The following is a 24567-nucleotide window of genomic DNA, read 5'->3' as shown; positions in this document are numbered from 1 at the left end:
CTTACGCGCGGACGACCAGCTCCGCGATGCGCCGGCCGTGCAGCGCCGCGTGCTCGTGGCCGGTCTTCAGCAGCTCCGCCGCCCGCCCCCGCAGCGGCGCCATCGCCGGAGTGACGTCGGCGAGCGTGAGCTCGGCCTCGGTCACGTGGACGTCGAGGTGCAGCACCTCGGCGAGGATGCGCCGCACGTACGGGCTGTTGTGGTCCCAGCCCTCCTTGGGCGCGCCCGGGCCGTAGCCGCCGCCGCGGCTCATCGCCAGCACCGCCGGCCGCCCGGCGAGGGGCCGGTCGCCGGCGCCGCCGAACGCCGGGTTGAGCAGGACCAGGTCGATCCAGGTCTTGAAGCTGGCCGGGACGCCCCAGTTGTAGAGCGGCACCGCGAACACGTACGCGTCGGCCTCGAGCAGCTCGGCCGAGAGCCGCTCGTTCAGCGCGACCGCCTCCGGCGCCGCGGGCGCGGTCGGGTCGACCATGGACAGCGCCGCCCGGCCCCAGAGGTCGCCCGGCAACGGCTCGCGGCCCAGGTCACGACGGGTGACGGTGGCGCCGGGGTGCTCGGCGAGCCAGGCCTGCTCGGCGGTGTCGGCGAGCGCACGGCTCACCGACCCGGTCGTGCGGATGCTGGCGTCGAGACGGAACAGGTGCATCGGTACCTCCACAGTTTGTGCAGCTGTGAAGAAAGTCTGCTTCGCAGAACATCTGATGGCAAGAGTGAGTGACCTGCTTATCATTGCTGTCATGACGCAGGCGGCTGATCCCCACGTCGAGCTCCAGTCGGACCTCGGCTGGGCGCTGGGCGTGCTCCTGCGCGGCTACGCGAAGGGCGCCCAGTCGGTGATCGCCGATGTGCCCGGCGGCCCGCGCGGCTACCAGGTCCTGACCTCGGCCGTCGACGGCGCGGCCCTCACCCAGCTCGCCCTGGCCAACAAGCTGGGCATCGACCGGACCGTGATGACGTACCTGCTGGACGACCTCGAGAAGGCCGGCCTGATCGAGCGCAAGCCCGACCCGGCCGACCGCCGGGCCCGGCGCATCTCGGCCACCGAGGCGGGCCGCGCCACCCTCTGCGACCTGCAGCGCAAGCTGCGCCACGTCGAGGACCGGGTGCTCACCGCGCTGCCGGAGAACGACCGCGCCCGCTTCCGCGAGATGCTCCGCGAGGTGGCCGTCAACATCGACACCCAGGACCCGCTCCAGGACGCCTGCTCGGTCGTCGAGTCGCTCGGCGCGGCCGAGGCGCCTAGGCCGCCCAGAAGGGGTCGCGGCCGCTGAGCGCGAGCACGCGGTCGAACATCGCGGCATCGGCCGGCACCGGTACCTCGGGCCCGTAGACGCCCATCGCGCGGCCCTGCTCGGCGGAGCGGGCGACCTCGTCGTACATCAGGCGCAGCACGTCGCCGGAGAACGCGACCGGCACCCCGAGCCCGCGCGCGAGGTCCCAGCCGTGCAGCACGAACTCGCCGAGCACCATGCCCCCGACCAGGTCCGCGGGCATCTCGATGCCGCCCATGACCGTGCCGCCGTCCCACGCGTCCGCCTCGCCCCACGCCGCCGCGAGCCGCTCGAGCTGCGCGCGCACGTCGCCGTCCCCGCCCCCGGGTGCCACGGCCTCCTTACGCGCGGCCCCTTCCAGCGGCGGCCCCCACTCGAGCAGATGCCCGACGAGCCCGCGCACGTCCCACTCCCGGCACGGCGTGGGCCGCCCGAGGTCCTCCGGCGAGATCCGGCCGACGAGCCCGATCGTGACGGGCGCGGCTTCAACCAGCAACAGGTGCTTGTCCATGCCCGTCAACCTGCCCCACCGGTACCGCCGCCGTCTTGAACAAACCCGCCAGGCGCGTGGCGGGCGACGGGACGGAGCCAGGGCACGGCCAGGAGGATCACGACCGGCGGGAGGATGAAGCCCGCGCGCGTCGAGGTCACCGCGTCCAGGATGGCGCCGTCCACGGCCGCGCCCGCCGCCGCGCCGACCGAGAACGCGGTCGCGACCCAGGCGAAGGCCTCCGCCGCGGTGCCGGGCGGGGCGATGCGGTCCACGGTCAGGAAGGCCGCGGCCAGCAGCGGCGGCAGGAACAGGCCGCACAGCACGGCGAGCGGCAGCATCAGCGGGGCCGGGGCCGGGGTGAGCAGCAGCGGCACGTAGCCCAGGCCGAGCGCCAGGCCCAGCCACGGCAGCCGGCGTGCGTCGACCTTCACGCGGGTGTTGACCAGGCCGCCGATGAGCGCGCCGAACGCCTGCGCGGCCAGCAGCCAGCTCGAGAACGAGCGGTGCCCGACGGACTCGGCGTAGTCCAGCATCGCCACCGGCAGGGAGCCGACGCCCGCGCCGATCAGGACCACCGCGGTCAGCAGCAGCCGCAGCGGGCCCGAGCGCAGGGCGCCCGCCCAGTGCCGCTCGGCGTGCTCGCCCCGCCAGCCGCGCACGACCGGTGTCGTGACGAACCACACGGTGCCGAGCAGTTGGAGGGCGGCGGTGGCGTACACGCCGGCCGCGCCGCCGCCGAGGGCCACGGCCAGGCCGGCCACGAGCGGGCCGAAGATGAAGATGAGCTCCTGGACCGCGATGTCGAGCGTGTACGCGGCCGGCACCTGCTCCTCGTCGAGCAGGTCGCGCCACAGCACCCGCAGGCCGGCCTCGAACGGCGGGGCGCCCAGGCCGGCGAGGGCTCCGGCCAGGAGCGCCGCCCAGAGCGGTACACCCTGCACCAGAACCACGAACCCGAGGGTCGACACGGCGGCGCCGGCGAGCATGACCGGCGGCTGGCGGAACCGGTCCGCGATGCGCGCCAGGACCGGCCCGCCCACGGCCAGGCCGGCCGTGTAGACGCCCACGAGCAGGCCGGCGGCGGCGATGGAGAGGCTCTCCCGGGCGTACAGCAGCAGGGCCACCGGGGCCGCCCCCAGCGGCAGCCGGCCCACGCAGCTGGCGGCGAGGACGCGGGCCACCTGCGCGGCGCGCAGCACGGCGGAGACCGACATGGGCGTGATCATGCCATCCCCCGCGATTAACGACACCATAAAAGGGCGTTAGGCGGGATTTGCAAATCGCACGAGGCGTCGTTAAGCGCCACTCCGATACGTTTTTCTGACCCGAGAGAAATGGTATCGACAATGCGCAGAACGGTGCTGTACCCGCTGGTCGCCCTCGGTGCCGCCGCCGCTGGGACGCTCGTCTTCGCCGAGCCCGCCTCGGCCCACGGATACGTGTCCTCGCCGCCGAGCCGGCAGGCGCTGTGCGCGCAGGGCAAGGTCGCCGACTGCGGCGCGATCCAGTACGAGCCGCAGAGCGTCGAGGGCCCGAAGGGGCTCAAGAGCTGCGACGGCGGCAACGAGCGGTTCGCCGTGCTCAGCGACGACAGCCGCAACTGGCCGGCGACGGCGGTCGGCACGTCGGTCACGTTCAACTGGGTGCTCACGGCCCGGCATTCGACGAGCACGTGGCAGTACTTCATCGGCAGTAAGCAGATCGCGGAGTTCAACGACGGCGGCAAGCAGCCCGACGCCACCGTTTCGCACCAGGTGAGCCTGGCCGGGTACAGCGGGCGCCAGAAGATCCTGGCGATCTGGAACATCGCGGACACCGCCAACGCCTTCTACAACTGCATCGACGTGCAGGTCGGCGGCGGCGGAGCGACCCCGACGACGACGCCGACACCCAAGCCGACTCCGACGAAGTCGATCACGCCGACGCCCGCTCCCACGAAGACCGCGACGCCCACGAAGAGCACCCAGCCCACGACGGCGACCACGGACTGGGCCCCCGACACGCTCTACCACGTCGGCGACGTGGTGACGTACAACGGCAAGCGTTACCAGTGCCGCCAGTCCCACCGCTCGATCTACACGTGGGAGCCGGTCTACACCCTGGCCCTCTGGCTGCCGCTGTGAAGCGCCTGCTGGTCACGCTCGCCGCGGCCGCCGCGCTGCTGAGCGGCTGCGGGAGCGAGCCCGCGGCCGTCCCGCCGCTGGCGGTGAGCCAGGGCATCGCCGAGGCCGACGCGGTCACCGCGGCCGGCCCGCACAACGACTTCGACGTGATGTTCCTACAGATGATGATCGCCCACCAGCAGCAGGGCCTGCAGATGCTCAGGCTCGGCGAGCAGAAGGGCGTGCGCGAGGAGGTCGTCGACCTCGCGGGCGCGATCGACGTGGTCGAGGCCGAGGAGGTCCGCACCATGCAGCGCTGGCTGCAGGCGTGGAAGGTACCGCAGGCCGACATCGCCGACCCGGCCGTGCACGCGGCCCACGGCGGCCGCCCGGCGACGGGCCCCGAGGAGATCCAGGCGCTGCGGGACGCGAGCGGCGCCGACTTCGAGACGAAGTTCCTCAACCTGCTCATCGCCCACCAGCACAACGCCGTCGAGCTGGCCCAGCAGCTGGCCACGACCGGCCAGAACGCGACGGTCAAGCAGCTGGCGGAGCGGGTGCAGCTGTCCCGCACGCAGCAGATCAAGCAGATGCTGGCCCTCGCCGCGGGCTGACATGTTCCGATGGGCCGGACCCGGGGCATAACTGCAGGGTCCGGCTTTGTCGTCTCATCGGAGGTGTACCGCCATGTCGTCGACGGCCACTCAGGCCATCAGCCGCTGCCCGAAGTGCGGCGCCCGCGTCCACGTGAACGCCGGCTCCCCCACCCCGGCCCACCAGCCCGACGGCGCCGGCCCCGGCGCGGGCGAGTGCCCGGGCAGCGGCCAGCCCAGCCGCTAGCTGTTTCTCGCGCTCCCGCCGGTCGCTCCCCATTGGGGGAGCTCCGCTCCACCCAAACCCCCTCCCACACGTGGGTCGCCGTCCGCGGGCGAGGGGCGCCGGAGCGTTGTGCGCGCGGCCTCCACGGAGCGTCGCGGGAAGCGATCGACCGTCATTTGCGCGCGATTCGGTACTCCAGGGTCAGGAAGGGCAGTCCGAACAGCGAGAACGCGTGGTCGGCGCGCAGTTCGCCGTCCTCCACGTACACGTCGAGCTCCTCGGCGAAGCCGTGCACGGCCATCGTGGACAGTGCACGGCTCTCGCCGTCGATGTAGCTCAGGTAGTGCCCTGTCTGCCCGTCGTACGCCTTGCTCGTCAGCCGCAGCCCGCCGTCCGGGCGGGGCCGCGGGGCGAGCGTGGCCGTGAAGTTCGCCTGCGGCAGGGGGAAGCCGACGCTGACGTACCCGCGCTCGCCGTGCCGGTACGTCGTGTAGATGCCCACGTAGATCGGCTCGCCGTTGTGGGCGAAGGAGCGTATCCACCCCCGCGTCGACACGACCCCGTCGGCGCCGGTGATGGTGTCGATTCGGCTGTGCATCCCGCGTTGCGCCTCGCGCAGGTTCATGGGCACGTTGGCCTGGCCGAGCGGGCGGGCCACGAGGTTGCGGTACAGCAGATAACCCGGCCGCACCCAGGGCCACCACCGGGGCACGATGTCCAGCGCGAAGCGGGTCGTGTGCTCGTAGAACTCGCGCACCCGCGGGTCCACGGCCGCCGGGTCGAACTCGGGGCCGGCCAGGGCGTCCAGGCTCGCCACGATGCCGATGTCGGCGACCGCCTCCTCGTAGGTGCCGCCGGTCGCCGCGGCCAGGTCCCGCACATAGCCGGTGCCGACGTAGCGGGTGCGGGCCTCCAGCGGTACCACGAACGGCAGCTGCTCGGCCGTCGCGCTCTCGGCCACCAGCTCGACCTGCGGCTCCCGGAACACCAGCTGCGAGACGGTCCGGAACGCGACCACGCTCGCCGCGGCCGCCTGGGCCGGCGGGCGGTTGCGCAGCGCCGCGCCCACGGCCAGGCCGACCACCGGGCCGAGCGCCACCTTGTGCGGCCGCACGCCCATCGCGCCGGCCACGGCCCCGGCGGCGACCCCGACCGCGAGCGGCGACGCCCCGGCCTTGCCGGCCGCCCACCCGACCGGCGCCGCGAGGGCCCCGCTGGCCGCGATCCGCGCCCAGACCGCCGGGATCTCGCCGGGCTTCTGCCGCGCCCGGGCCGCCGCGTCGATCGCGGCGAGCGTGCCGCCGCCGACCGCCGCGGCCTTCAGCGCCGCGCGCGGCCCGCGGTGCGCCGCCAGCGCCGCCCCGGCCGCGACCCCCATGAGCGCGGCAAAACCGATCCCCTGCATCCGCTTGGCATCCACGGGGTCGTTTCTACACGGTTCTCGCTCGCGTATTTTCACCGAGCACTTCAGCCTGACTCAGGTCTTCGGCCGTATGGACGATGTAGACGACACCAAACGGTGGCCGTCCACACGGTAGAGTCCGGCGCAATGAATGGAGTGCCGTGAGCACATCCCATGAGCAGCCGCGGACCGTGCTGCTGCGCGATCCGGTCCTGCGCGCCATGTTCCTGGGCACCGTGGCCTGCACCATCTGGTATGCCCTGCCCGGAACCGGGGCATCCGTGAAGCTCGCCCTGTTCTGGCCGATTCAGGTGCTTCTCGACGTCATCTTCGCGGTCCTCTCGGCGCGGATGAGCGCACTGCCGGGCGTGTCCGCGGCGCACCGGCGGTTCTGGCGGCTCATCGCGGCCGGGGCGGTGTTCTTCACGGTCGGCGACACCGTCCAGGGCGTCGAGACCTTCGCCAACCCCGTCGGCGGCATGGTGCAGGGCGGCGCGGTGCAGTCCGGGCTCGTCACCTGCGGCTCGGTCGTCTGCCTGCTTGCCATGGTGCTGCACCCGACCCGCACGGCCGGGCGGGAGCGGCTGCGGTTCATGCTCGACGCGGCCACGGTCGTCGCCGCCACCGCGGTCTTGGTGTGGTACCTCTCCCCCAGCGTCGACGTCCGGGAGAGCGGCGGTGCGCTGCTGCTCGCCCTGGCCTCGGCCGGGGTCAGCATCGCGGGCTCGTTCGGCCTGGTGAAGCTCATGCTGGGCCGCAACATGCCGTTCACCCCGATCGCCGGCTGGACCGCGGGCCTGGCCAGCGTGCTCATCGGGCTCAGCACCGGCCTGACCGCGGCCCTGGTGGAGGTCACGCGGCCCGAGCTGGCGATGCTGGCCCGCCTCCTGCCGTGCGCCCTGCTGGCCGCCGTGCCCCGCATCAACGAGGCCAACCTGCGCGCCGACCCCGGCATCCTGGAGCGCCGGCCGGTGCGGCCGTTCAGCCTGCTGCCGTACATCGGGGTCGCCGCCGCCTACGTGCTGCTGATCGTGTCGCTCACCGAAGGCTCGCTGGACGTGCGGGTCTGGGGCGTCGTCGTCGGGGTGCTGCTCGTCACCGGCATCGTGGTGACCCGGCAGCTGATCGCGTTCACCGACAACGCGCGGCTGCTCGGCGAGGTCGACCGCAGCCTGCGCGCCCTGGCCGAGCAGGAGGAGCGGTTCCGGGCCCTGGTCCAGCACTCCTCCGACATCACCGTCATCGCCGGGCCGGACCACGTGGTGTCGTACGCGAGCCCGGCCGTGGAGCGCACGTTCGGCGTGCCGCCCGAGTCGGTGGTCGGCCGGCGGATGGACGAGCTGACCGTGCCCGAGGGGCGCGAGCAGTGGCGGGCCCGCCTGGCCGGCCTGCTGACCCGCCCGGGCGCGAGCATCACCATGCGGCTGCAGGTGCCGCACCTCGACGGCCGCCCGCGCTACCTCACGGCGGTGGCCACCAACCTCACGCACGTACCGAGCATCGGCGGGGTCGTCTACAACGCGCACGACATCACCGAGGTCGTCGCCTACCAGGACCGGCTGCACCACCAGGCCACCCACGACGCGCTGACCGGCCTGGCCAACCGGGCCCTGTTCGCCGAGCGGATCGCCGCGGCGGGCGGCCACGCGGCCATCCTGATCATCGACCTGGACGGGTTCAAGGCGGTCAACGACACCTACGGCCACCACGCCGGCGACGCCCTGTTGCGCGCGGTCGCCGACCGCCTGCGCCGGTGCGTGCGGGCCGGCGACACGGTGGCCCGGCTCGGCGGCGACGAGTTCGCGGTCCTGCTGCCGGACACGCCGCTGTCCTACGCCGAGGACCTGACCCGCCGGCTGCACGAGTCCTTCGGCCAGGCGGTCGAGATCGACGGGACGCTGATCCCGATCCGGGCCAGCATCGGGGCGGCCAGCGGCGCCCTGGCCGACGCCGACGCCCTCCTGCGCGACGCGGACGCCGCGATGTACTCGGTGAAGCACGCCCTGCGCGACCGCGCCGCGTTCTGACTCAGAGGTCGTGGCGGTACCAGGCGTTGGCCTCCACGTACGTGGCGACGCCCCGCTCCGGGTCGCACACCACCGGCCCGAGGCCGCCCGCGACGACGACCGGCCCGGGCGCGTCGAACGGCAGGCCGGTCCACTCCCGCCACCGCGGCAGCGGCGCGGCGATGGTCATCGAGTGCGGCGCCACCGCCACGAACCGCCCGCCGGCCCGCTCGTGCACGCGCAGCCAGGGGTCCGCGGCGGTGCCGTCGGCGCGGCGGCGGGCCACGTACTCGGCCAGCGGTACCAACGGCTCCAGATGCTTGTGGGTCGGGCGGACCGGGGCGAACAGCGCCGGGTGCCCGAGCGCCGCGGCGTTGCGCCGGGCCAGCGCGACCAGATGGCCGGAGACGCCGCGGCCGCGCAGGTCGGGCCGGACGGTCGCGAACAGCGCGGACACCTGCGGGCCGGGGGTGCCGGCCAGGGTGTCGGCGGCGGCGGACAGCAGTACCGCGTCGTAGCCCCCGGCGGGCAGCACCCCGTCCTCGGCCGCGGTGAAGGGCAGCGTGCACAGCAGCCCCGCCGGCCGCCCGGTCGCCCGCTCGACGGCCAGCAACGTGTACCGCGGGTGCCGCGCCACGAGCGCCGGGAACAGCGCCGCGGACACCGGGTCCTGGTACAGGAACGGGGCCACGGCGGGATCGTCGAAGGTCGTGATGAGCGGCAGGCGGTCGGGGCGCTCGGCCAGCGTCGTCACCTCGAGCCAGGCGAAATCCACGAGAACGACTCTACCGAGCCGGGGAGCGCACCCCCGACACGGAAAACGCAATCCGCGCGGGACCTTCAGGGCCCGTTGGTGTGGCCGATGTATATACCGGTGGATCAGACCTTGCCCGCGTGCGGTCGGCGGGACAAAGTAGCTGTCGGTACACGGAAGGGAGCGGCGTGACGAGGCGGGTGACCTGGGCATACGCGCTCTGTGCGCTCACCCTCGCGGTCTGTTACCTACTGTTCCCGGCGGCGGGCCTGCTGTGCTACGTCGGGCTGGTCGTGGGCACGCTCGCGGCGATCGGCTTCGGCATCCGCACCCACCGGCCCCGCCGGCGACTGCCGTGGCTGTTCTGGGCCGGCGGGTCGCTGGGCCTCGCCGCCGGCACCGCCGCCGCCGTGGTGCAGACCGACGTGCTGCACTCCGACCGGTTCCCGTCGGTCGTCGACGCGATCTCGCTCGGCTGCACGTTCCCCCTGCTGCTGCTGAGCCTGCTGATGCTGAGCCGGTCCGGGGCGGCGAACCGCGACTGGGCCACGGTCATCGACTCGCTCATCTTCACCGCCGGGGCGGGGCTGCTCGCCTGGGTGTACCTCATCGACCCGTACCTCAGCGACCCCGGCCTCAACGCCGCCCAGAAGGCCGTCTCCATCGCGTACCCGCTGTGCGACGTGATGCTGCTGGCGATCATGGCGCGGATGGTGCTGGCGGCGCGGCGCAGCTGGGCGGTGGCGCTGCTGCTGACCTCCGGCGCGGTCCTGCTCGTCTCCGACGTCGTGTTCAGCCTGCGCCGGCTCAACGGGGACTGGGGCCTGGGCAGCATCGTCGACGTCGGCTGGATCGTGTTCTTCGTCGCGGGCGGGCTCGCCGCGCTGCACCCGTCGATGGCCGAGCTGTCCGAGCCCCGCGTGATCGGCTCCACCCAGGTCAAGCCGCGCCGGGCGGTGCTCGGCGTCGCCTCGCTCGTCGCGCCCGGGATCCTCTTCGCCGAGGCGCAGTCGGGCCCGGTACCCAACGGGACCGTCATCGCCGTCGGCTCGGCCGCGCTCGTCGGGCTGTCGCTGGGCCGGGGCGCGCTCGCCGCCCGCAGCGCCGCGTACACCCTGGCCCGGGAGCGCGCGCTGCGCCGGGCCTGCGAGGCGCTGCTGTCGGCGACCGAGGTGGCCGCGGTCGAGGCGGTCGTGCGCCGCGCGGTCGGCTCGCTGCTGCGCCCCGGCACCGCCCACCGCACCGTGCTGCGCGTCGGCCCGGCCGGCCGCGACGCGGTCATGAGCATGCAGTACGTCGCGAAGCTCCCGCCGGAGTCCGCGCGCGATCTGGACGGGTTCGAGCTCGCGCTGTACTGCCCCCTGAGCGTCGGCGGCGTCCGGCTCGGCGAGCTGTGGGTCGCCGCCGGCGAGCGGGCCCTGGTCACGCTGCAGGAGTCGGCGCGCGTGCTCGCCGGCCAGGCCGCCAGCATGCTCGACCACATCGCGCTGAACCGCGAGATCACCCGCCGCGACAGCGAGGCGTACTTCCGCACCCTGGTCCTCAACGCCGCCGACGTCATCCTCATCGTCGGCGACGACGACCGGGTCACGTACGCCAGCCCGTCCGCCCGCCCGCTCTTCGGCGCGGACGTGGTCGGCGCCCGCCTGGCCGACCTGCTGGTCGCGTCGGACACCGTCCGCCGCGCCGACGGGACCACGGCCGAGGTCGAGGTGACCGTGCGGGACCTGACCGGGGAGCCGACCGTGGCCGGCCGGGTGCTCACCATCCACGACGTCACCGACCGCCGCCGCCTGGAGCGGGAGCTGCTCGACCGCGCCTACCTCGACCCGCTCACCGGCCTCGGCAACCGCCTGCGCTTCCACGACTGCGTGCAGAGCGCCGAGGCCGCCGCGGTGCTCATCGTCGACATCGACGGATTCCGTACCGTCAACGACACCATGGGCCAGGAGGTCGGCGACGAGCTGCTGCGCGCGTTCGGCGAGCGCCTGGTCGAGGTCTGCCCGCCCGCCGCCGTGGTGGCCCGCCTCAGCGGCGACGAGTTCGGCGTGCTGCTGCGCGGGGCGCGGGTCGACGAGGTCGAGGCGCTCGCCGCGCACATCGTCGAGGAGTTCCGCCCGCCGTTCCTGGTCGGCGGCAGCGTGGTGACGGCCCCGCCGAGCATCGGCGTGGCCACGACCGAGGACGCCGCCGACGCCGCGCAGCTGCTGAGCGAGGCCGACGTCGCCCTCGACAGCGCGAAGGGCACCCCGGAGCGCTGGCGCCGCTACGAGTCGGCGATGCACGCCCACACCCTGCGCCGCATGCGCCTGCGCACCGACCTCGACCAGGCCCTGGCCACCGACGCGTTCGTGCTGCACTACCAGCCGATCGTCGACCTGGCGACGGGCCGGCCGCACGGCTTCGAGGCCCTGGTGCGCTGGCAGCACCCGCAGCTCGGCCTGGTGCCGCCGCTGGAGTTCATCGAGATCGCCGAGGAGTGCGGCCTCATCGTGCCGCTGGGCGACTGGGTCATGCGCCACGCGATCGCCGCCGCGGTAAATTTCCGGGAGTTGTACCGGCACGAGGCCCCGACCATGAGCGTCAACGTGTCCGTGCGCCAGTTCCGCTCCCCCGGCTTCGTCCAGCGCGTCCTGACCGAGCTGACCCAGGCGGACCTGCCGGCGCACGCGCTCACGGTGGAGATCACCGAGAGCCTGCTGCTCGGCGACGACGAGCACATCCACGCCGATCTGGCCGCCCTGCGCGCCGCGGGCGTCCGGGTCTCGATCGACGACTTCGGCACCGGGTACTCGTCGCTGTCCTACCTGCACCGCGTGCCGGTCGACGCGCTCAAGCTCGACAAGTCCTTCGTGGACACCATCGGCAGCTCGCGCCGGCAGTACGACCTGGTGCGCGGCATCGTGCAGCTGGCGCGCACCCTCGACCTGGAGGTGGTGGCCGAGGGCATCGAGACCGAGGCGCACCGCCAGCGGCTGGTGGATCTGCGTTGCGCGTTCGGCCAGGGCTACCTGTTCACCCGCCCGCTGCCCTACGCCGAGGCGCTGGCCTGGCTGCAGACCCCGGGCCTGGTGGAGCCGGCCGCCTGAGGGGCGCCCGTCGCGTTCGCGGGCGCCGCCCTCGCCGCCGTCCCGCCGCGACCGTCAAGGCCGGGTCAGACCGTCAGCACCCAGTGGTCGCAGCGGATCGGCATGCCCTCGTAGTCCACGTCGCACGGGCCCGTGTCCACGAAGCCCGTGCGCCGTGCCACCGCCGCCGCCGCCCGGTTCCCGGCCCCGATGAACGCGTGGACCTCACGGACCAGCCCCGAGGCGCGCACCTCATCGACGACGAGCCGCACCGCCCCGGCCGCGAGCCCGTGCCGCCGCGCCCGGCCGGGCAGGAGCATGATGCCCAGCTCGTGGATCTAGCGCCCCTCCCAGGTGCTGCGGAACACGGCCACGACCCCGGCGGGAGTGTCCCCGGGCTCGGCCAGGACGGTGCGGTACCACTCCCGCTCCCGCCCGGCCAGGCGCCGCTCGTGCACATGCGCGGCCCGGTCGCCGGGGGCCGGCCCGCCCAGGTGGGCCATCACCTCGGCGTCGTGCTCGAGGGCCGCGGTGAGCGAGCGGTCCTGCTCGGAGTACCGCCGCAGCCTCATCCATGGATCGTCTCAGACTTCCGCGGGGACGATGGCCAGCAGCTGGGTGGGCGGTTCGAGCGCGTCGACGATGGTGTCGCCCTCCAGCCAGAGCCCGCCGGCGCGGCACACGAGCGCGGCCGCGGCCTCGATCGGGCACGGCAGCGGCGCACCGCAGGCGCCGCACCGGGCCGGGTCGTCGGGGTCCCGCTCGAGGTGCCGCGTCTGCAGTTCGGCGGCGGTGGTGACGAGGACGCTGTCGGGGTCGAGATGCAACATGCGACCGATGGTGCCGATTCGCCCCGCTACGATCCCGGCACGAAACGGGTGATCCGCCGATTCACCCTCCGGCCAGGGCGTTCGCGAGCTCGGGCAGGCGGCCCAGCGCGCGGGCCCCGGCGATCGGGTCGGCGTAGTCGCGGGTGTGCGCGATGAGCCCGTCCCGCAGTGTCATCACCATGACGAAGCGCAGCACGAAGCGCTCGCCGGTGGCGTGCATGAGGCCGTGGACGTCGTACTCCAGCACCACCGTCGCCGGGTCGGCGCACTCGTGGACGCGCACGCCGGAGAGCTCGGTGTAGCGGCGCACCGCGGTGCCGGCCCGGAAGCGCGCCCGCAGTTCCTCCCGGGTCGTCTCGACCCGGGCCGGCACGAGCCCGGGAACGGCGAAGGGCATCTCGATGACGACGTGCTCGGCGTAGCAGTCGGCCAGGTCGCCCGGGTCGGGCGAGACGACGGCGGCAAGGAAGCGATCGATGATTTCCATAAAACGGAGCTTACACTCCGATTCGAGCGATGGAAATTTCAGCTTCTGTCCCGGGCAACGCGGACAAAGGTGTCGAAGCGCTTGACTCCCCCGGGGTGCGGCGAAGGATGGGAGCGCTTCCAACCGCCATCGAAGCCTCGAAGGAGCCCCATGCGGTACCGCACCACCACCCTCGCGGTGGCCGGCGGCCTGCTGCTCGCCTCGGCCGGGGCGGTCCTGCTGCCGACCTCGGCACAGGCCGCCGCGGGCTGTCAGGTCACGTACACCACCAACGACTGGCCGGGCGGCTTCACCGCCGCCATCACCGTCAAGAACCTCGGCGACGCCGTCTCCTCGTGGAACCTCGGCTTCGCCTTCACCGCCGGACAGCACGTCGACCAGGGCTGGTCGGCGACCTTCACCCAGTCCGGCGCGAACGTGACCGCCGCCAGCATGTCGTACAACGGCGCCCTCGCCACCGGCGCGAGCACCAGCATCGGCTTCAACGGTTCGTGGACCGGCTCCAACCCGAAGCCGGCCGCGTTCACGCTGAACGGCGTCACCTGCACCGGAACCACGACGACGACCTCGCCGAGCCCATCGAGGAGCGCCTCCGCGTCGGCGAGCCCGTCGACGTCCACGTCGCCGCCGCCGGCCGGCGCGGCGCCGAAGCTCAAGGTCAGCGGCAACAAGCTCGTCACGAGCACCGGGTCGACGTACCGGCTGCTGGGCGTCAACCGCTCCGGCGGCGAGTTCGCCTGCATCCAGGGCAACGGCATCTGGGACGGGCCGATGGACCAGGCCTCGATCACCGCGATGCGCTCCTGGAAGATCCGCACGGTCCGGGTGCCGCTGAACGAGGAGTGCTGGGTCGGCACGAGCGACGTGCCGGCCGCCTACGGCGGGGCCAACTACCAGAACGCGGTCAAGTCGTACGTCAACCTGCTGGTCAGCAACGGCATCACCCCGATCGTGGAGATGCACTGGAACTACGGGCAGTACACCGGCCCGTCGGCGGGCTGCTCCGACATCAAGGCGACCTGCCAGAAGCCGATGCCGGACGCGCAGTACGCCCCGAGCTTCTGGACCGGGGTCGCCAACGCGTTCAAGGGCAACGACGCGGTCGTCTTCGACCTGTTCAACGAGCCCTACCCGGAGCGGGCCACCGGCAGCGCGAGCACCGGCTGGGCCTGCTGGCGCGACGGCGGGACCTGCAACGGCATCTCGTACCAGGTCGCGGGCTTCCAGTCGCTGGTCAACGCCGTGCGCGCGACGGGCGCCACGAACGTCATCATGATCGGCGGCCTGGCGTACTCCAACGACCTCACGCAGTGGCTGCAGTACAAGCCCACGGACCCGCAGAACAACATCGCGGCGTTCGCGCACCTGTACAACTTCAACACCTGCTCCAACACCTCGTGCTTCGACAGCCAGCTCGCCCCGGTGGCGGCGCAGGTGCCGCTGTCGCTGACCGAGATCGGCGAGAACGACTGCGCGCACGGCTTCGTCGACACCGTCATGAACTGGGCCGACGCGCACGGCGTCGGGTACCTCGGCTGGACCTGGAACACCTGGGACTGCTCGACGGGCCCGTCGCTCATCAGCAACTACAACGGCACGGCGACCGCCTTCGGCCAGGGCATCAAGGACCACCTCGCGGGAGTCTCCTCATGAGAAGGAAGATCATCGCCGGTGCGGCCACGCTCCTCGCCGCCGTCGGGACCTTCACGTTTGTCGTGACCCGGGCCGAGGCGGCGACGCAGACACTGCAGTCGCTGGCCGCGGCGGGCGGGCGTTACTTCGGCTCCGCCACCGACAACCCGGAGCTGACCGACACCGCCTACACCGCGATCCTCGGCGGCGGCGAGTTCGGCCAGACCACCCCGGGCAACGCGATGAAGTGGGACACGATCGAGCCCACCCAGGGCACGTTCAACTACACCAAGGGCGACGCGGTCGTGACCTTCGCCCAGGCCCACAACCTGAAGGTCCGCGGCCACACGCTGGTCTGGCACAACCAGCTGCCCGGCTGGGTCTCCGCCCTGCCGGCCGCCCAGCTCCAGGCGGCGCTGGAGAACCACATCACGCAGGAGGCCACCCACTACAAGGGCAAGGTCTTCGCCTGGGACGTCGTCAACGAGCCCTTCAACGACGACGGCACGTTCCGCACGTCGCCGTTCTACAACGCGATGGGCAGCGACTACATCGCCGACGCGTTCCGCACCGCCCGCGCCGCCGACCCCGACGCGAAGCTCTACATCAACGACTACAACACCGACGGCCAGGGCGCGAAGGCCGACGCGATGTACAACCTCGTCAAGTCGCTCAAGGCGGCCGGCGTGCCGATCGACGGCGTGGGCTTCCAGGCCCACCTCGCGATCCAGTACGGCTTCCCGACGAACATGCAGGCGAACCTGCAGCGCTTCGCCGACCTCGGCGTCGACGTCGCGATCACCGAGCTGGACGTGCGCATGGTCCTGCCGCGGGACTCGGCCAAGGACGCCACCCAGGCCACGTACTACAACAACGTGGTGAAGGCCTGCGTCGCGGTGACCCGCTGCGTCGGCATCACGATCTGGGACTACACCGACAAGTACTCGTGGGTGCCGAGCACCTTCTCCGGCCAGGGCGCGGCCCTGCCGTGGGACGAGAACCTGGTGAAGAAGCCGACCGCGTACGACGCGATCGTCACCGGGCTGGGCGGCACGGTCCAGTCGCCGAGCGCGTCCGTGACATCCGCCGGCCCCAGCCCCAGCAAGTCAGCCTCCTCCAGCCCCCCGGCGGCCGGCGCCTGCACGGCGACCTACAAGATCGTCGGTAGCTGGCCGGGCGGCTTCCAGGGCGAGGTCAGCGTCACCGGCAAGGCCGGCTGGACGGTCAGGTGGACGTTCGCCAACGGCCAGACCATCAGCCAGCTCTGGGGCGGCACGCTCAGCCAGTCCGGCTCCGCGGTGACGGTGACCCCGGCCTCGTGGAACAACACCCCGCCGGCCACGTTCGGCTTCCTCGCCTCGTGGAACGGCACCAACGCCCTGCCCACCGTCGCCTGTTCATAGAATGCGCACGTGATCCGAAGGCCCCGGTTGCTCGCGACCGGGGCCTTCGCGCCGCTGCGGGCCGCCGCGTTCCGGGCCCTGTGGACCGCGGCCCTGGCCAGCCAGGTCGGCACCTGGATGCAGACCGTCGGCGCGCAGTGGATCCTGCTGCAGCACCCGCACGCGGCCACCACCACGGCGCTGATCCAGACCGCGACCACCCTGCCCGTGCTCTTCCTCGCGCTGCCCGGCGGCGCCCTGGCCGACGTGTTCGACCGGCGCCGGCTGCTCGTGGGCATCCAGATCGCGCAGACCGCGATCGCCGGCGCGCTGGCCGTGCTCGCCGGCCTCGGCGCGCTCGGCCCGGCCGCGCTGCTCGCCCTCACCTTCGGCCTCGGCTGCGGCGCGGCGCTGACCGTGGCGCCGTACCAGGCCCTCAATCCCCGAGCTCGTGCCGCGCCCGGACCTGCCCGCCGCGTCCGCGCTCGGCTCGCTCAGCGTCAACCTGGCCCGTGCCGTCGGGCCCGCGATCGCCGGGCTGCTCGTGGCCCGCATCGCCCCGGTGGCGACGTTCGCGCTCAACGCCGCGTCCTTCGCCGCGTTCGCGGTCGTCCTGTCGGGCCTGCGCCGCCCGGCCCCGGCGGCCGAGACGCGGCCGGAGCCGTTCCTGGCCGCGGTCCGCGCCGGCGAGCGGTACGTGCGCTTCTCCCCCGAGATGCGCCGCATCCTCGTGCGCATCGCGCTGTTCATCACGCCCGCGGTCGCGCTGTGGGCGCTGCTGCCGGTGCTGGCCGCGCACCGCATCGGGCTCGGCCCCACCGGCTACGGGCTGCTGCGGTACCGCGTGCGCGAGGACCGCCGCCGGGCGTTCGTGGCGGCCATGCACCGGGTGCGCGAGGCCCGGCTGCGCACCGGCGCCCTGCAGTGGGGCGTGTTCCGCGCCGGCGAGGACCCCGGCGCGATGGTCGAGATCTACACGGTCTCGTCGTGGGAGGAGCACCGCCGCCAGCACGACGAGCGGCTCACCGCCGCCGACCACGACGACGAGCTCGAGGCGCGCTCCTACGCCGACGGCGAGCCCGAGGTGACCCACCTGTTCAGCGGGTCACCGTGAACATGAAGCATCCGTAGGCGATGTTGCGGCTGTCGACCCGCACCACCTCGGGGTGTGCCAGGATCTCGGCCAGCTCGGCCTCCGGGTCGGTGCCGTCGTGGGCGCGCGTCGACGGGTGGATCCAGCCGCGGGCGTCGTAGGCGCGCAGCACCTGCGGCCGGTGCCGCCACGCCGCGGGGTAGCCGGAGCCGTCCGGGCCCGGGCAGGCCTCGGCGTGGGCGAAGACGGCACCGATCTCGCGGTACGGGCTCGGCGGCAGCTCCGGCTCGTAGCCGAACAGCAGCAGCTGCTCGCCCGCGGTGGCGTCGCGCAGGCAGCAGCGCAACGGCTCGCCGCCCGTGGCCCGCCACGGCTCGGGCGGGTTCCCGGAGACGTCGCGGCCGTTGCGGCGAACGGATTCCAGCTTCTCGGGGGCGATGGCGTGAATGGTGAACATGCCCCCAGCGTGCCCCCGCGAAACGCCTGGCGCTGGCGGAAATCGGCCGTGGCATTCGGGGCTAGTGGATCATGCGGAGCGGCCCCGGCTTCCGTACCGTGGAACAAGTGGAGCGGGTACCCCTGAACGAGAACGACGCCGCGCGGCAGCGGCTCACTGCACTCATCGACGCCCTCGGCGACGAGGGCCTTCGCCAACCCGTCGAGCCGGGCTGGAGCGTCGCGACGATCCTGGCCGAGCTCGCGTTCTGGGACCGCTGGGCGCTGACCCTGGTCCGGCGCTGGCGCTCCGGGCACCTACCGCCACCGACCGTGCCGAACTGGTACGACGACGCCATCAACACGACCCTGCTGCCGACCTGGCAGGCCCTGCCCGGCCCGGTCGCGGCGCAGCTCGCGTGCGCGGCCGCCGAGGAGGCCGACCTGGAGATCCGCAAGGCCGAGACCCCGGTGGTGGCCGGGATCCTGGCCGCGGGCCAGGGCAACCTGCTGCACCGGCACGTGCCGCGCAACGCCGCCATGGACCGCATCGAGGCGGCCTGACGGGGCCCCGCGCCCGCGCGGGATGCTGCATACTCGGTCGCCGTGACCGATCCCTTCAAAAGCCTCGACCCCGAGTGGGCCCGGGACGCCGAGCGCCGGGCCGTGCGCGACGACCGCGCGCGGCGGCTGCGGCGCGGGTTCCGCCCGTCCCGCCCGGCCGGCCGGGCGCGGCTCGGCCCCACCGCCAAGCTGCTGCTGATCGGCGCGGTCGCGGCGCTCGCGGTCGTGCTGTCCTTCGGCGCCTCGTTCATCCTGCCCAGCGGGCGGTAGAGCGGCCGGCGCGGGCACGAAGCGATGCGGTCACCACCCCGCTGGCACCGGCGGCACCGGACGTCTCAGGCGTCGAGGTCCTCGCAGAGCTCACGGTCTCGGCCGGCCGCCACCGCCGCGGACGGGTTTCAGCGCGTTCTCCGACCTGGCGACCTGGATCGACCCACATGCCCGCTCGCGCACGGAGAGGCGCCGCGGGCCAGCGGCCGTGTCACACGCGCCCCGGCATCAACGGCCGGGGTTCGTTCGGATTGCCGTTGGTCAGCCGGCGGTCGCACGTGTGACGCCAGGAACGGGGCCCCAGGAAGGACGCTTGCTCCATATCCGGCTCGGCCATCGCCGCGCGCCGACTGGATCTCGAATCTGCTGTCCTGGCGGCCGGCCCGGTCCGCACAGATTGTACAGCGCACATACTGCGAGTGGAAGCCTCACAATCTCGATCGACCGCAGCGAGTTACGACTTCTGCAACAAGGTAGCTGCGGTTACAATCTAATCCAATTCACCCTACGGGAGGTGCCCCATGGGAGGCGATTATTTGGCGTAGTCACGCGGGCGATGAACGGCGCATACTCGGTTGAAAGATCGCCCAAAAGACCGAGAGGCTGAACCGAATTCAGCCTTCCGCGCCGTCAGCACCGGGTAACTGGCGCACGCCCGGCCGAGCCGGAACAGCTCGGTCGTCCGGACAGCACGGCAGCATCCGAAGCGATGACTTTTCCAGTTACTTCAGCCGACTCGCCGCCTCCCGGCCCACCGACGCCAGCAGCGTGAGCAGTGGGGACAGGCGACGAACGACGCGCTCCCATCAGAAGACACAGCGATCGATGGTTGGCGCCATCGTCACCCCCGTGGTATCCATAGCTCAACTCGATCGACACTGATCAAGGCGGCTTAACCCTTCTCGCCGCCGATTTGGTCTTCACGAGCTGGAGCTGGTCGCGTGGGCATTGGTGAATTCTTCGAATCTCCAATCCTGAAGAATGTCCGCAGCGCGGCCGGGACGATCAACGCTGTAGTATTTTTTTCCACCTCGATTGCGACCGTGGCAACGGTGGCCTACCTCGCGTGGGGACGAAAGGTAAACGACAGCAAATTGGCCGCGCCCGTCGGCGTGGTACTGCTGGGCTGGTTCGTCACCGTTATTGGGCTCTACATCTATGTACGGAAATTTTATGAGCCGCCGGACTATGAGCTGCTGGAAGTCGAAGGGTCGCTCCTGGTCGAAGCCTCCGGTGATCATTACCGCTACACTTACGTAAAGAAGCAAACTGTGCGGGCGCTGCGTCCCGACATTCGGGTCATCGAGTTTAAAGCCCACTGGACCGGGCAGAGCAGCACCGGCAAACCGGTGGTCCGACCCGTGTACGGAGATCATGTGGTCCTGGACGGCAAACACTCAGAGGAAGACGGGCGCGTCCATCGCTGGGTCTATCCAGGCGGTCCGGTCGGCCGGGGCCATAAGGTTGACGTGGGCATCCGACACGTTCATGAGGATGATCTCGCACGCCAACGGCCGTACTTCCGTGACGGCGGCGGCCGGTACCGAACGGCCAAGCTGACTGTGACCGTGAAGTTTCCTCGCGACCAGGACCCGTCGCCCGTGTCAGGTGCCGTCTGGAACACCCACCTGCCGGTCGGTCAAAACAACCAGGTCGGCGACTACCCGTTCGATCGAAGGATCAACTTGGCAGACAACACGGTAGAGTATATCGTCACCGTTCGTCGGCCGAAGCGGCATCATTCCTACGGGGTGCGCTGGAACTGGCCGACGACGGCTTCCTAGCATCCGCGCGTGTTTGGCCGGAGCCGCGACGCACCGCTGTGTAGAGTAGGCCCGTCGAAGGGACAGATCCGTGGGTGACTGAGAAACGCAGCAGCGGCGCAGCGGCGACGGACGACCGTTAGCCATGGAGTCGCTTCAGCGAGCAGGACGTCGATTAAGGTGTTGAGTGGGCTCACGCGCCACTCGGCGCCTTTTCGTCGTTTGTTGCCTCGATCGAGACCCCCACCTCGGCTGGATTCGACCGTCTGCGGCAACGCCACGTGCTCGGACCGTGCGCTCGGCGACGTCGCCGGGATTTGCTGCCGTGCGATCGGCCGGCCGATCGCAGCCCCAGGCGATCAGTTCGTCGCATTCGGGTCCGTCGACGCGCAAAGGCGGCGACATCCGAAAATCTCGCAGATCTTGATCGAGTGTCGAAGGTCCACGCAACGCAAGAGGCGAAAGCGCAACGCTCCAGCCTCCCCGTTGCGCAGCGACGACAGATCGATCGCCCACAAAGGCCTACGGCCGTAGTCGGATCCGTAGACAGACGCCGTGCCACGGCCGAAGCTCAGGCCGGCCACGACAAACACGTAGCCGAGAGGCAGCACCCAACGGACCCGTAGTGCCGCCGCGGGGCCGCGGGGTGGTTGCGGTCACCCACCCCGCCCGCGCGGGCCGTACAGGACGCCTCAGGCGTCGAGGTCTTTGCGGATCTCCTCGAGGATCTTCGCGGTCTCCGTCGGCGGCCGGGCCTCGACGCACAGCCGCTCCATCGCCTCGGCGTAGAGGTCGACGTCGTCGCGCTTGTCGAGGTACAGCGCCGAGGTGAGCTGCTCGATGTAGACCACGTCGGGCAGGTCGTCGTCGGGGAAGCGCAGGATCGTGAACGCCCCGCCGGCGGCGGCGTGCCCGCCCGCGTTGAACGGGATGACCTGCAGGCGCACGTTGGGCAGCGTGCGGTTGATCTCCAGCAGCGCGTCGACCTGGGCGCGCATGATGTCGTGCCCGCCGATGGGGCGGCGCAGCGCGGCCTCGTCGACGACCATCCACAGCTTCGGCGCGTCCGGGCGGGTCAGGATCTGCTGGCGCTGCAGGCGCAGCTCGACCCGCCGCTCGATCTCGTCCTCCTTGGCCCGGCCGTGGCCGAGCAGGACGACCGCACGGGCGTACTCCTTGGTCTGCAGCAGCCCCGGCACGAACTGCACCTCGTAGGTGCGGATGAGCGCGGCGGCCGCCTCCAGCCCGAGGTAGGAGTGGAACCAGCTGGGCAGGACGTCGCCGAAGCGGTGCCACCAGCCCGGGTTGTTGGCGTCGCGGGCCAGCGCCAGGAGGCGCGAGCGCTCCTCGGGGTCGTCGACGCCGTAGAGGGAGAGCAGGTCGGCGACGTCGCGCTCCTTGAAACCGACACGGCCGAGCTCCATCCGGCTGATCTTCGACTCCGACGAGCGGATCTCCCAGCCGGCGTCCTCCCGGGTCACCCCCTGAGCCTCACGCAGGCGCCGCAGATGGGCGCCCAGCAGCATCCGGAGGACCGTAGGGCCTCCGGACGCTCCTCCTTCAGTTAGACCGGTCGTCACCGTGCTGCCTCCGGGACCGTCATGGTCGAGCAGTCGCGAGCCGCGAGCCTGCCCCGCGACCGGAGTAAGCATGCCATGACCGGACAGTAAGCGGGAGTGGGCTCGCCTCCGAGCCTGCTCGATCTCCTGGCCGTAGTTACTCGGCCGCCAACAGGTTGTCGAAGTCGCCGTCGCGGGCGCCTCCGACGAAGGCGGCGATCTCCTCGTAGGTGTATATGAGCGCCGGCCCCTCGGGGTCGCGCGAGTTCCGCATGGCGAATCCGGCTCCCCCGGGCAGGCGGGCCAGTTCGACACAGTTGCCGCTGGGGTTGCTGCGGCGACTCTTCTGCCAGGTCACACCGGAGAGGTGGCCGGCCGGCATCCCGTTGTACGTCTGCTCCATCGACATCTCTCTGACGACCTTGGTTGAAAGTTCACCAAGCAACGGCATCTGCACGTGCATCGGCTCTTGCTTCTGCAGCCGATAAAGCGCATGCTAGCGCATGTGCGGATGTCAGGGGTCGCTCACAGTTCGTGATCAAAACCCGGCATTCGTACCCAAATGATCGAGTGGCTTCCCCAGCTACGATCTGAAGGGACGCGCGCATGGATCCCCTCGCCTTTCTGGCCGGTGCGGCCGCGGCGGCTGGGGCGTGCGCGGCCATCCCGCTCCACCTGCGGGCCCGCCGCGCGGAGCGGCTCGCGACCCGGCTCGGCGCGGAGCTCGAGATCGAGCGGCACGCGGCCAGCCACGACCCGCTCACCGGCCTGCCCAACCGCCGCGCCTTCTATCTGCGCGGCACCGCGCTGGTGGCCGACCGCGGGCAGCACCCCCTGGTCGCCGTCGTGCTCGACGTCGACGGGTTCAAGCAGATCAACGACGTGTTCGGCCACTCGGCCGGCGACGAGGTGCTCGTGACGACCGCCCGCCGCCTCTCCGCTTACGCCGACGGCGGCCTCGTGGCCCGCCTCGGCGGCGACGAGTTCGCGGGCCTGCTGGCCGGCCGCCCGGGCCGCGCCCAGGAGCAGGCCGACCGGCTCGCCGAGGCGCTGGCCGCCCCCATGCGGCTGGCGGGTCAGATCGTCACCGTGAGCGTGTCCGTCGGGCTCGTCCCCGTCGAGCCCGACGCACACCTCGCCGACGCCGTCCACCGCGCCGACGCGGCCATGTACCGCGCCAAGGGCACCCGCCACCGGATCCCGGCGGCCGGGCCCCACCTCAGCCTCCATCAGCACCAGCACCTGGTGCACACCACGCTCCGCCTCGGCAAGTCCCGCGACACCACTTCCCCCCGTCCGACCACGGCGACCTAGAGGGATTCGCTATGGAGCTCCCAGACCTCGTCCGTCAGCGCCGCCGGCACCAGCCGCGCCCGCGCGGGTGGCTGGCCGCGAAGTTCAAGCGCGGCGAGCTGTGCCGCGACTGCGGCCGGCCGTGGCCGTGCGACCAGTACGTGACGGCCCGCAACTCAGTGCTCGTCTACGCCCTGCGACGCCTCGAGGTCGCCCGCCCGGGGAGCCTTGGGTGACGACCGAGGCGCACATCCCGGCCCGCCCCGCGTGGCGGTGCACCGGATGTGCCGACCCCTGGCCGTGCGCGCCGAAGCGGGCCCAGCTCGCCGCCGAGTACGCCGACCACCCCGCCGAGCTGCGCACGCTCATGGCGCTGCGGGTCGCCGACGCGGCCGAGGACCTGCGCCAGTTCGGGGCCGAGCAGCTCTGGCAGCGTTTCCTCGGCTGGACGCCGGAGCCCGGGCAGGGCCCGATCATCCGCTGGGTGGCCAACCCGCCGCTGGGCGGCAGCCGGCGCCAGCCGCCGCCGCGCCAGCAGATCGACCCCCGCACCTCCGGCACGGCCGCGCAGGCCGCCGCCGCCCAGGTCTCTACGCTGCCCGGGCCACCAGCGGGTAGTGGTCCGAGCCGGACTCCGCCTCCCCGCCGGTCACGACGCGGCAATCGCTGAACCGGGCGGCGCCGCCCGGTGTCGCCCACAGGTAGTCCAGCCGCAGCCGCGTGAACTCCGCGCCGCCGACGCCGGTCGTCGGCACGGTCCAGGCCTGGCCGTGGCCGCACCGGCGGAAGAGGTCGACGAGCCCCCGCCGCGCCAGCAGCGCCGTCGCCCGCACGTCGGGCTTCCCGCGATCGAGGTGGCGGCGGCGGTACCGCAGCGGCAGTTCCTCCAGCCGCGCCGCGTGCTCCCCCCACGGGTCGAGCGTGTTGAGGTCGCCCAGCAGCACCCCCTCGCCCTGGCGGCGCAGGAAGCCCGCGAGCCAGCCGGCCTCGGCCCGCCGCACGCTCCCCCAGTAGGGAAACAGGTGCGCGGACACCAGGGTCAGCGGCCCGAGCGGCGTCGCGACCCGCACCCACGCGGCCGCGTGGAAGAACGGCCGCGGCACCCGCCCGGCCCCCAGCACCCGCAGCCGCCGCGAGACGAGCAGCCCGACCGGCTGGCCCCGCCAGGAGCGCGCCACGATCTGCCGCATTCCGGTCAAAGCCCCCAGCGCCGGCTCGCCGCGCAGCTCCTGGAGCGCGACCACGTCCGGCGCCTGGCCCGCGATCACGCGCCCGATGGCCGGAAGGCGCCCGGCGCCGCCGTTGCTGATGTTGTACGTCATGAGCGTCAGCGACATATCGTGC

At 72.3% G+C, this 24567-nt stretch carries 28 protein-coding genes and 1 pseudogene; 16 read left to right on the top strand and 13 right to left on the bottom strand.

What is annotated here, in order from left to right; all coding sequences use genetic code 11:
• Position 1: 1 nt before the first annotated feature.
• Entirely contained in the window at positions 2–646 is a 645-nt protein-coding gene (locus ACPPVO_RS12960; protein ID WP_426511440.1) for an FMN-dependent NADH-azoreductase, read from the bottom strand.
• A gap of 91 nt (positions 647–737) precedes the next feature.
• Here ACPPVO_RS12960 and ACPPVO_RS12955 point away from each other — a divergent pair, with 91 nt between their 5' ends.
• A complete protein-coding gene (locus ACPPVO_RS12955) occupies positions 738–1271 on the top strand; it encodes a MarR family winged helix-turn-helix transcriptional regulator (RefSeq protein ID WP_426511439.1) in 534 nt (177 codons plus the stop codon).
• Here the strand turns inward: ACPPVO_RS12955 and ACPPVO_RS12950 are convergent.
• Together ACPPVO_RS12950 and ACPPVO_RS12945 are read right to left on the bottom strand one after the other, a co-directional pair.
• On the bottom strand, positions 1240–1782 hold the full coding sequence (locus tag ACPPVO_RS12950; RefSeq protein WP_426511438.1) for a TIGR03086 family metal-binding protein: 543 nt from the start codon (positions 1780–1782) through the stop codon (positions 1240–1242). The genes ACPPVO_RS12955 and ACPPVO_RS12950 overlap by 32 nt on opposite strands.
• A 5-nt stretch (positions 1783–1787) precedes the next feature.
• Positions 1788–2978, bottom strand: coding sequence for an MFS transporter (locus ACPPVO_RS12945; RefSeq protein WP_426511436.1), 1191 nt, complete (start codon positions 2976–2978; stop codon positions 1788–1790).
• Between the two features lie 132 nt (positions 2979–3110).
• On the opposite strand from ACPPVO_RS12945, the gene ACPPVO_RS12940 reads away from it, so the two are divergent.
• From ACPPVO_RS12940 to ACPPVO_RS12930, 3 genes are all read left to right on the top strand, one after another.
• Positions 3111–3887, top strand: coding sequence for a lytic polysaccharide monooxygenase (locus tag ACPPVO_RS12940; protein WP_426511435.1), 777 nt, complete (start codon positions 3111–3113; stop codon positions 3885–3887).
• On the top strand, positions 3884–4480 hold the full coding sequence (locus ACPPVO_RS12935) for a DUF305 domain-containing protein (RefSeq protein WP_426511434.1): 597 nt from the start codon (positions 3884–3886) through the stop codon (positions 4478–4480). Before ACPPVO_RS12940 ends, ACPPVO_RS12935 begins: the two co-directional genes overlap by 4 nt.
• A gap of 73 nt (positions 4481–4553) precedes the next feature.
• Positions 4554–4706 carry a hypothetical protein gene (locus ACPPVO_RS12930; protein ID WP_223102723.1) on the top strand — a complete coding sequence of 51 codons (153 nt, stop codon included), beginning with the start codon at positions 4554–4556 and terminating at the stop codon, positions 4704–4706.
• 151 nt (positions 4707–4857) lie between these two features.
• Here ACPPVO_RS12930 and ACPPVO_RS12925 read toward each other — a convergent pair whose 3' ends face one another.
• Positions 4858–6105 (bottom strand): hypothetical protein, encoded by a 1248-nt coding sequence (locus ACPPVO_RS12925; protein WP_426511433.1) that lies wholly within the window; start codon positions 6103–6105, stop codon positions 4858–4860.
• Positions 6106–6248: 143 nt separating this feature from the next.
• Between ACPPVO_RS12925 and ACPPVO_RS12920 the strand changes: the two genes are divergently transcribed.
• Entirely contained in the window at positions 6249–8114 is a 1866-nt protein-coding gene (locus tag ACPPVO_RS12920; RefSeq protein ID WP_426511432.1) for a diguanylate cyclase domain-containing protein, read from the top strand.
• Between the two features lies 1 nt (position 8115).
• On the opposite strand, the gene ACPPVO_RS12915 is transcribed toward ACPPVO_RS12920, so the two are convergent.
• Complete coding sequence (locus tag ACPPVO_RS12915; protein ID WP_426511431.1) at positions 8116–8868, bottom strand: N-acetyltransferase; 753 nt, start codon at positions 8866–8868, stop codon at positions 8116–8118.
• Between the two features lie 167 nt (positions 8869–9035).
• On the opposite strand from ACPPVO_RS12915, the gene ACPPVO_RS12910 reads away from it, so the two are divergent.
• Complete coding sequence (locus tag ACPPVO_RS12910; RefSeq protein WP_426511430.1) at positions 9036–11936, top strand: putative bifunctional diguanylate cyclase/phosphodiesterase; 2901 nt, start codon at positions 9036–9038, stop codon at positions 11934–11936.
• A gap of 65 nt (positions 11937–12001) precedes the next feature.
• Here the strand turns inward: ACPPVO_RS12910 and ACPPVO_RS12905 are convergent, their stop codons facing one another.
• From ACPPVO_RS12905 to ACPPVO_RS12890, 4 genes are all read right to left on the bottom strand, one after another.
• Positions 12002–12235 carry a hypothetical protein gene (locus ACPPVO_RS12905; protein ID WP_426511429.1) on the bottom strand — a complete coding sequence of 78 codons (234 nt, stop codon included), beginning with the start codon at positions 12233–12235 and terminating at the stop codon, positions 12002–12004.
• An 18-nt stretch (positions 12236–12253) separates the two neighbouring features.
• Positions 12254–12487 carry a hypothetical protein gene (locus ACPPVO_RS12900; protein WP_426511428.1) on the bottom strand — a complete coding sequence of 78 codons (234 nt, stop codon included), beginning with the start codon at positions 12485–12487 and terminating at the stop codon, positions 12254–12256.
• A gap of 12 nt (positions 12488–12499) precedes the next feature.
• Positions 12500–12745: a hypothetical protein gene (locus ACPPVO_RS12895; RefSeq protein WP_360377571.1), complete on the bottom strand. Its 246-nt coding sequence runs from the start codon at positions 12743–12745 to the stop codon at positions 12500–12502.
• A gap of 61 nt (positions 12746–12806) precedes the next feature.
• A complete protein-coding gene (locus tag ACPPVO_RS12890; RefSeq protein ID WP_426511427.1) occupies positions 12807–13232 on the bottom strand; it encodes a nuclear transport factor 2 family protein in 426 nt (141 codons plus the stop codon).
• Between the two features lie 150 nt (positions 13233–13382).
• Here ACPPVO_RS12890 and ACPPVO_RS12885 point away from each other — a divergent pair, with 150 nt between their 5' ends.
• The 4 genes and pseudogenes from ACPPVO_RS12885 to ACPPVO_RS12870 all read left to right on the top strand — a co-directional run bounded on the left by ACPPVO_RS12885 (position 13383) and on the right by ACPPVO_RS12870 (position 17360).
• Positions 13383–14885 (top strand): cellulose binding domain-containing protein, encoded by a 1503-nt coding sequence (locus ACPPVO_RS12885; protein ID WP_426511426.1) that lies wholly within the window; start codon positions 13383–13385, stop codon positions 14883–14885.
• Positions 14882–16267 carry an endo-1,4-beta-xylanase gene (locus ACPPVO_RS12880; RefSeq protein ID WP_426511425.1) on the top strand — a complete coding sequence of 462 codons (1386 nt, stop codon included), beginning with the start codon at positions 14882–14884 and terminating at the stop codon, positions 16265–16267. Before ACPPVO_RS12885 ends, ACPPVO_RS12880 begins: the two co-directional genes overlap by 4 nt.
• Positions 16268–16276: 9 nt before the next feature.
• Positions 16277–16624, top strand: a pseudogene (locus tag ACPPVO_RS12875) (MFS transporter); the annotation flags it as partial.
• A gap of 73 nt (positions 16625–16697) precedes the next feature.
• Positions 16698–17360, top strand: a complete 663-nt coding sequence (locus ACPPVO_RS12870) for an MFS transporter (RefSeq protein WP_426511424.1) — start codon at positions 16698–16700, stop codon at positions 17358–17360.
• On the opposite strand, the gene ACPPVO_RS12865 is transcribed toward ACPPVO_RS12870, so the two are convergent.
• A complete protein-coding gene (locus tag ACPPVO_RS12865; RefSeq protein WP_360377558.1) occupies positions 17344–17796 on the bottom strand; it encodes a DUF1203 domain-containing protein in 453 nt (150 codons plus the stop codon). The two genes, ACPPVO_RS12870 and ACPPVO_RS12865, sit on opposite strands and share 17 nt — an antisense overlap.
• Positions 17797–17903: 107 nt before the next feature.
• Between ACPPVO_RS12865 and ACPPVO_RS12860 the strand changes: the two genes are divergently transcribed.
• The 3 genes from ACPPVO_RS12860 to ACPPVO_RS12850 all read left to right on the top strand — a co-directional run bounded on the left by ACPPVO_RS12860 (position 17904) and on the right by ACPPVO_RS12850 (position 20392).
• Entirely contained in the window at positions 17904–18338 is a 435-nt protein-coding gene (locus ACPPVO_RS12860; protein ID WP_426511423.1) for a hypothetical protein, read from the top strand.
• A 42-nt stretch (positions 18339–18380) separates the two neighbouring features.
• Entirely contained in the window at positions 18381–18608 is a 228-nt protein-coding gene (locus ACPPVO_RS12855) for a hypothetical protein (protein WP_426511422.1), read from the top strand.
• 941 nt (positions 18609–19549) lie between these two features.
• On the top strand, positions 19550–20392 hold the full coding sequence (locus ACPPVO_RS12850; protein WP_426511421.1) for a hypothetical protein: 843 nt from the start codon (positions 19550–19552) through the stop codon (positions 20390–20392).
• Positions 20393–21063: 671 nt separating this feature from the next.
• On the opposite strand, the gene ACPPVO_RS12845 is transcribed toward ACPPVO_RS12850, so the two are convergent.
• Together ACPPVO_RS12845 and ACPPVO_RS12840 are read right to left on the bottom strand one after the other, a co-directional pair.
• Positions 21064–21897 carry a helix-turn-helix domain-containing protein gene (locus ACPPVO_RS12845; RefSeq protein ID WP_426511420.1) on the bottom strand — a complete coding sequence of 278 codons (834 nt, stop codon included), beginning with the start codon at positions 21895–21897 and terminating at the stop codon, positions 21064–21066.
• A gap of 190 nt (positions 21898–22087) precedes the next feature.
• Positions 22088–22333, bottom strand: coding sequence for a DUF397 domain-containing protein (locus ACPPVO_RS12840; protein ID WP_426514619.1), 246 nt, complete (start codon positions 22331–22333; stop codon positions 22088–22090).
• A gap of 203 nt (positions 22334–22536) precedes the next feature.
• Here ACPPVO_RS12840 and ACPPVO_RS12835 point away from each other — a divergent pair, with 203 nt between their 5' ends.
• From ACPPVO_RS12835 to ACPPVO_RS12825, 3 genes are read left to right on the top strand one after another with little or no spacing between them, the layout of a single operon-like run.
• Positions 22537–23244, top strand: a complete 708-nt coding sequence (locus ACPPVO_RS12835) for a GGDEF domain-containing protein (RefSeq protein WP_426511419.1) — start codon at positions 22537–22539, stop codon at positions 23242–23244.
• An 11-nt stretch (positions 23245–23255) separates the two neighbouring features.
• A complete protein-coding gene (locus ACPPVO_RS12830) occupies positions 23256–23459 on the top strand; it encodes a hypothetical protein (protein WP_360377547.1) in 204 nt (67 codons plus the stop codon).
• Complete coding sequence (locus ACPPVO_RS12825) at positions 23456–23893, top strand: hypothetical protein (RefSeq protein WP_426511418.1); 438 nt, start codon at positions 23456–23458, stop codon at positions 23891–23893. Before ACPPVO_RS12830 ends, ACPPVO_RS12825 begins: the two co-directional genes overlap by 4 nt.
• On the opposite strand, the gene ACPPVO_RS12820 is transcribed toward ACPPVO_RS12825, so the two are convergent.
• The gene (locus tag ACPPVO_RS12820; RefSeq protein WP_426511417.1) at positions 23814–24560 is read right to left on the bottom strand and encodes an endonuclease/exonuclease/phosphatase family protein; all 747 of its coding nucleotides are present in this window, start codon (positions 24558–24560) and stop codon (positions 23814–23816) included. The genes ACPPVO_RS12825 and ACPPVO_RS12820 overlap by 80 nt on opposite strands.
• Positions 24561–24567 lie beyond the last annotated feature (7 nt).

The sequence above is a fragment of the Dactylosporangium sp. McL0621 genome, from assembly GCF_049995355.1.
Classification (GTDB): domain Bacteria; phylum Actinomycetota; class Actinomycetes; order Mycobacteriales; family Micromonosporaceae; genus Dactylosporangium.
The sequence above is the reverse complement of the archived record's forward strand: the minus strand, read 5'-3'. Positions and strand labels throughout refer to the sequence as shown.

Bases quoted from the DNA above. Each gene is read 5' to 3' on its own strand.
- ACPPVO_RS12890 (WP_426511427.1), bottom strand. From the start codon at position 13,232: ATGGAAATCATCGATCGCTTCCTTGCCGCCGTCGTCTCGCCCGACCCG.
- ACPPVO_RS12945 (WP_426511436.1), bottom strand. From the start codon at position 2,978: ATGTCGGTCTCCGCCGTGCTGCGCGCCGCGCAGGTGGCCCGCGTCCTC.
- ACPPVO_RS12955 (WP_426511439.1), top strand. From the start codon at position 738: ATGACGCAGGCGGCTGATCCCCACGTCGAGCTCCAGTCGGACCTCGGC.
- ACPPVO_RS12865 (WP_360377558.1), bottom strand. From the start codon at position 17,796: ATGTTCACCATTCACGCCATCGCCCCCGAGAAGCTGGAATCCGTTCGC.
- ACPPVO_RS12905 (WP_426511429.1), bottom strand. From the start codon at position 12,235: ATGCTCCTGCCCGGCCGGGCGCGGCGGCACGGGCTCGCGGCCGGGGCG.
- ACPPVO_RS12845 (WP_426511420.1), bottom strand. From the start codon at position 21,897: ATGCTGCTGGGCGCCCATCTGCGGCGCCTGCGTGAGGCTCAGGGGGTG.
- ACPPVO_RS12895 (WP_360377571.1), bottom strand. From the start codon at position 12,745: ATGTTGCATCTCGACCCCGACAGCGTCCTCGTCACCACCGCCGCCGAA.
- ACPPVO_RS12820 (WP_426511417.1), bottom strand. From the start codon at position 24,560: ATGTCGCTGACGCTCATGACGTACAACATCAGCAACGGCGGCGCCGGG.
- ACPPVO_RS12830 (WP_360377547.1), top strand. From the start codon at position 23,256: ATGGAGCTCCCAGACCTCGTCCGTCAGCGCCGCCGGCACCAGCCGCGC.
- ACPPVO_RS12840 (WP_426514619.1), bottom strand. From the start codon at position 22,333: ATGGAGCAGACGTACAACGGGATGCCGGCCGGCCACCTCTCCGGTGTG.
- ACPPVO_RS12880 (WP_426511425.1), top strand. From the start codon at position 14,882: ATGAGAAGGAAGATCATCGCCGGTGCGGCCACGCTCCTCGCCGCCGTC.
- ACPPVO_RS12930 (WP_223102723.1), top strand. From the start codon at position 4,554: ATGTCGTCGACGGCCACTCAGGCCATCAGCCGCTGCCCGAAGTGCGGC.
- ACPPVO_RS12940 (WP_426511435.1), top strand. From the start codon at position 3,111: ATGCGCAGAACGGTGCTGTACCCGCTGGTCGCCCTCGGTGCCGCCGCC.
- ACPPVO_RS12900 (WP_426511428.1), bottom strand. From the start codon at position 12,487: ATGAGGCTGCGGCGGTACTCCGAGCAGGACCGCTCGCTCACCGCGGCC.
- ACPPVO_RS12960 (WP_426511440.1), bottom strand. From the start codon at position 646: ATGCACCTGTTCCGTCTCGACGCCAGCATCCGCACGACCGGGTCGGTG.
- ACPPVO_RS12950 (WP_426511438.1), bottom strand. From the start codon at position 1,782: ATGGACAAGCACCTGTTGCTGGTTGAAGCCGCGCCCGTCACGATCGGG.
- ACPPVO_RS12885 (WP_426511426.1), top strand. From the start codon at position 13,383: ATGCGGTACCGCACCACCACCCTCGCGGTGGCCGGCGGCCTGCTGCTC.
- ACPPVO_RS12835 (WP_426511419.1), top strand. From the start codon at position 22,537: ATGGATCCCCTCGCCTTTCTGGCCGGTGCGGCCGCGGCGGCTGGGGCG.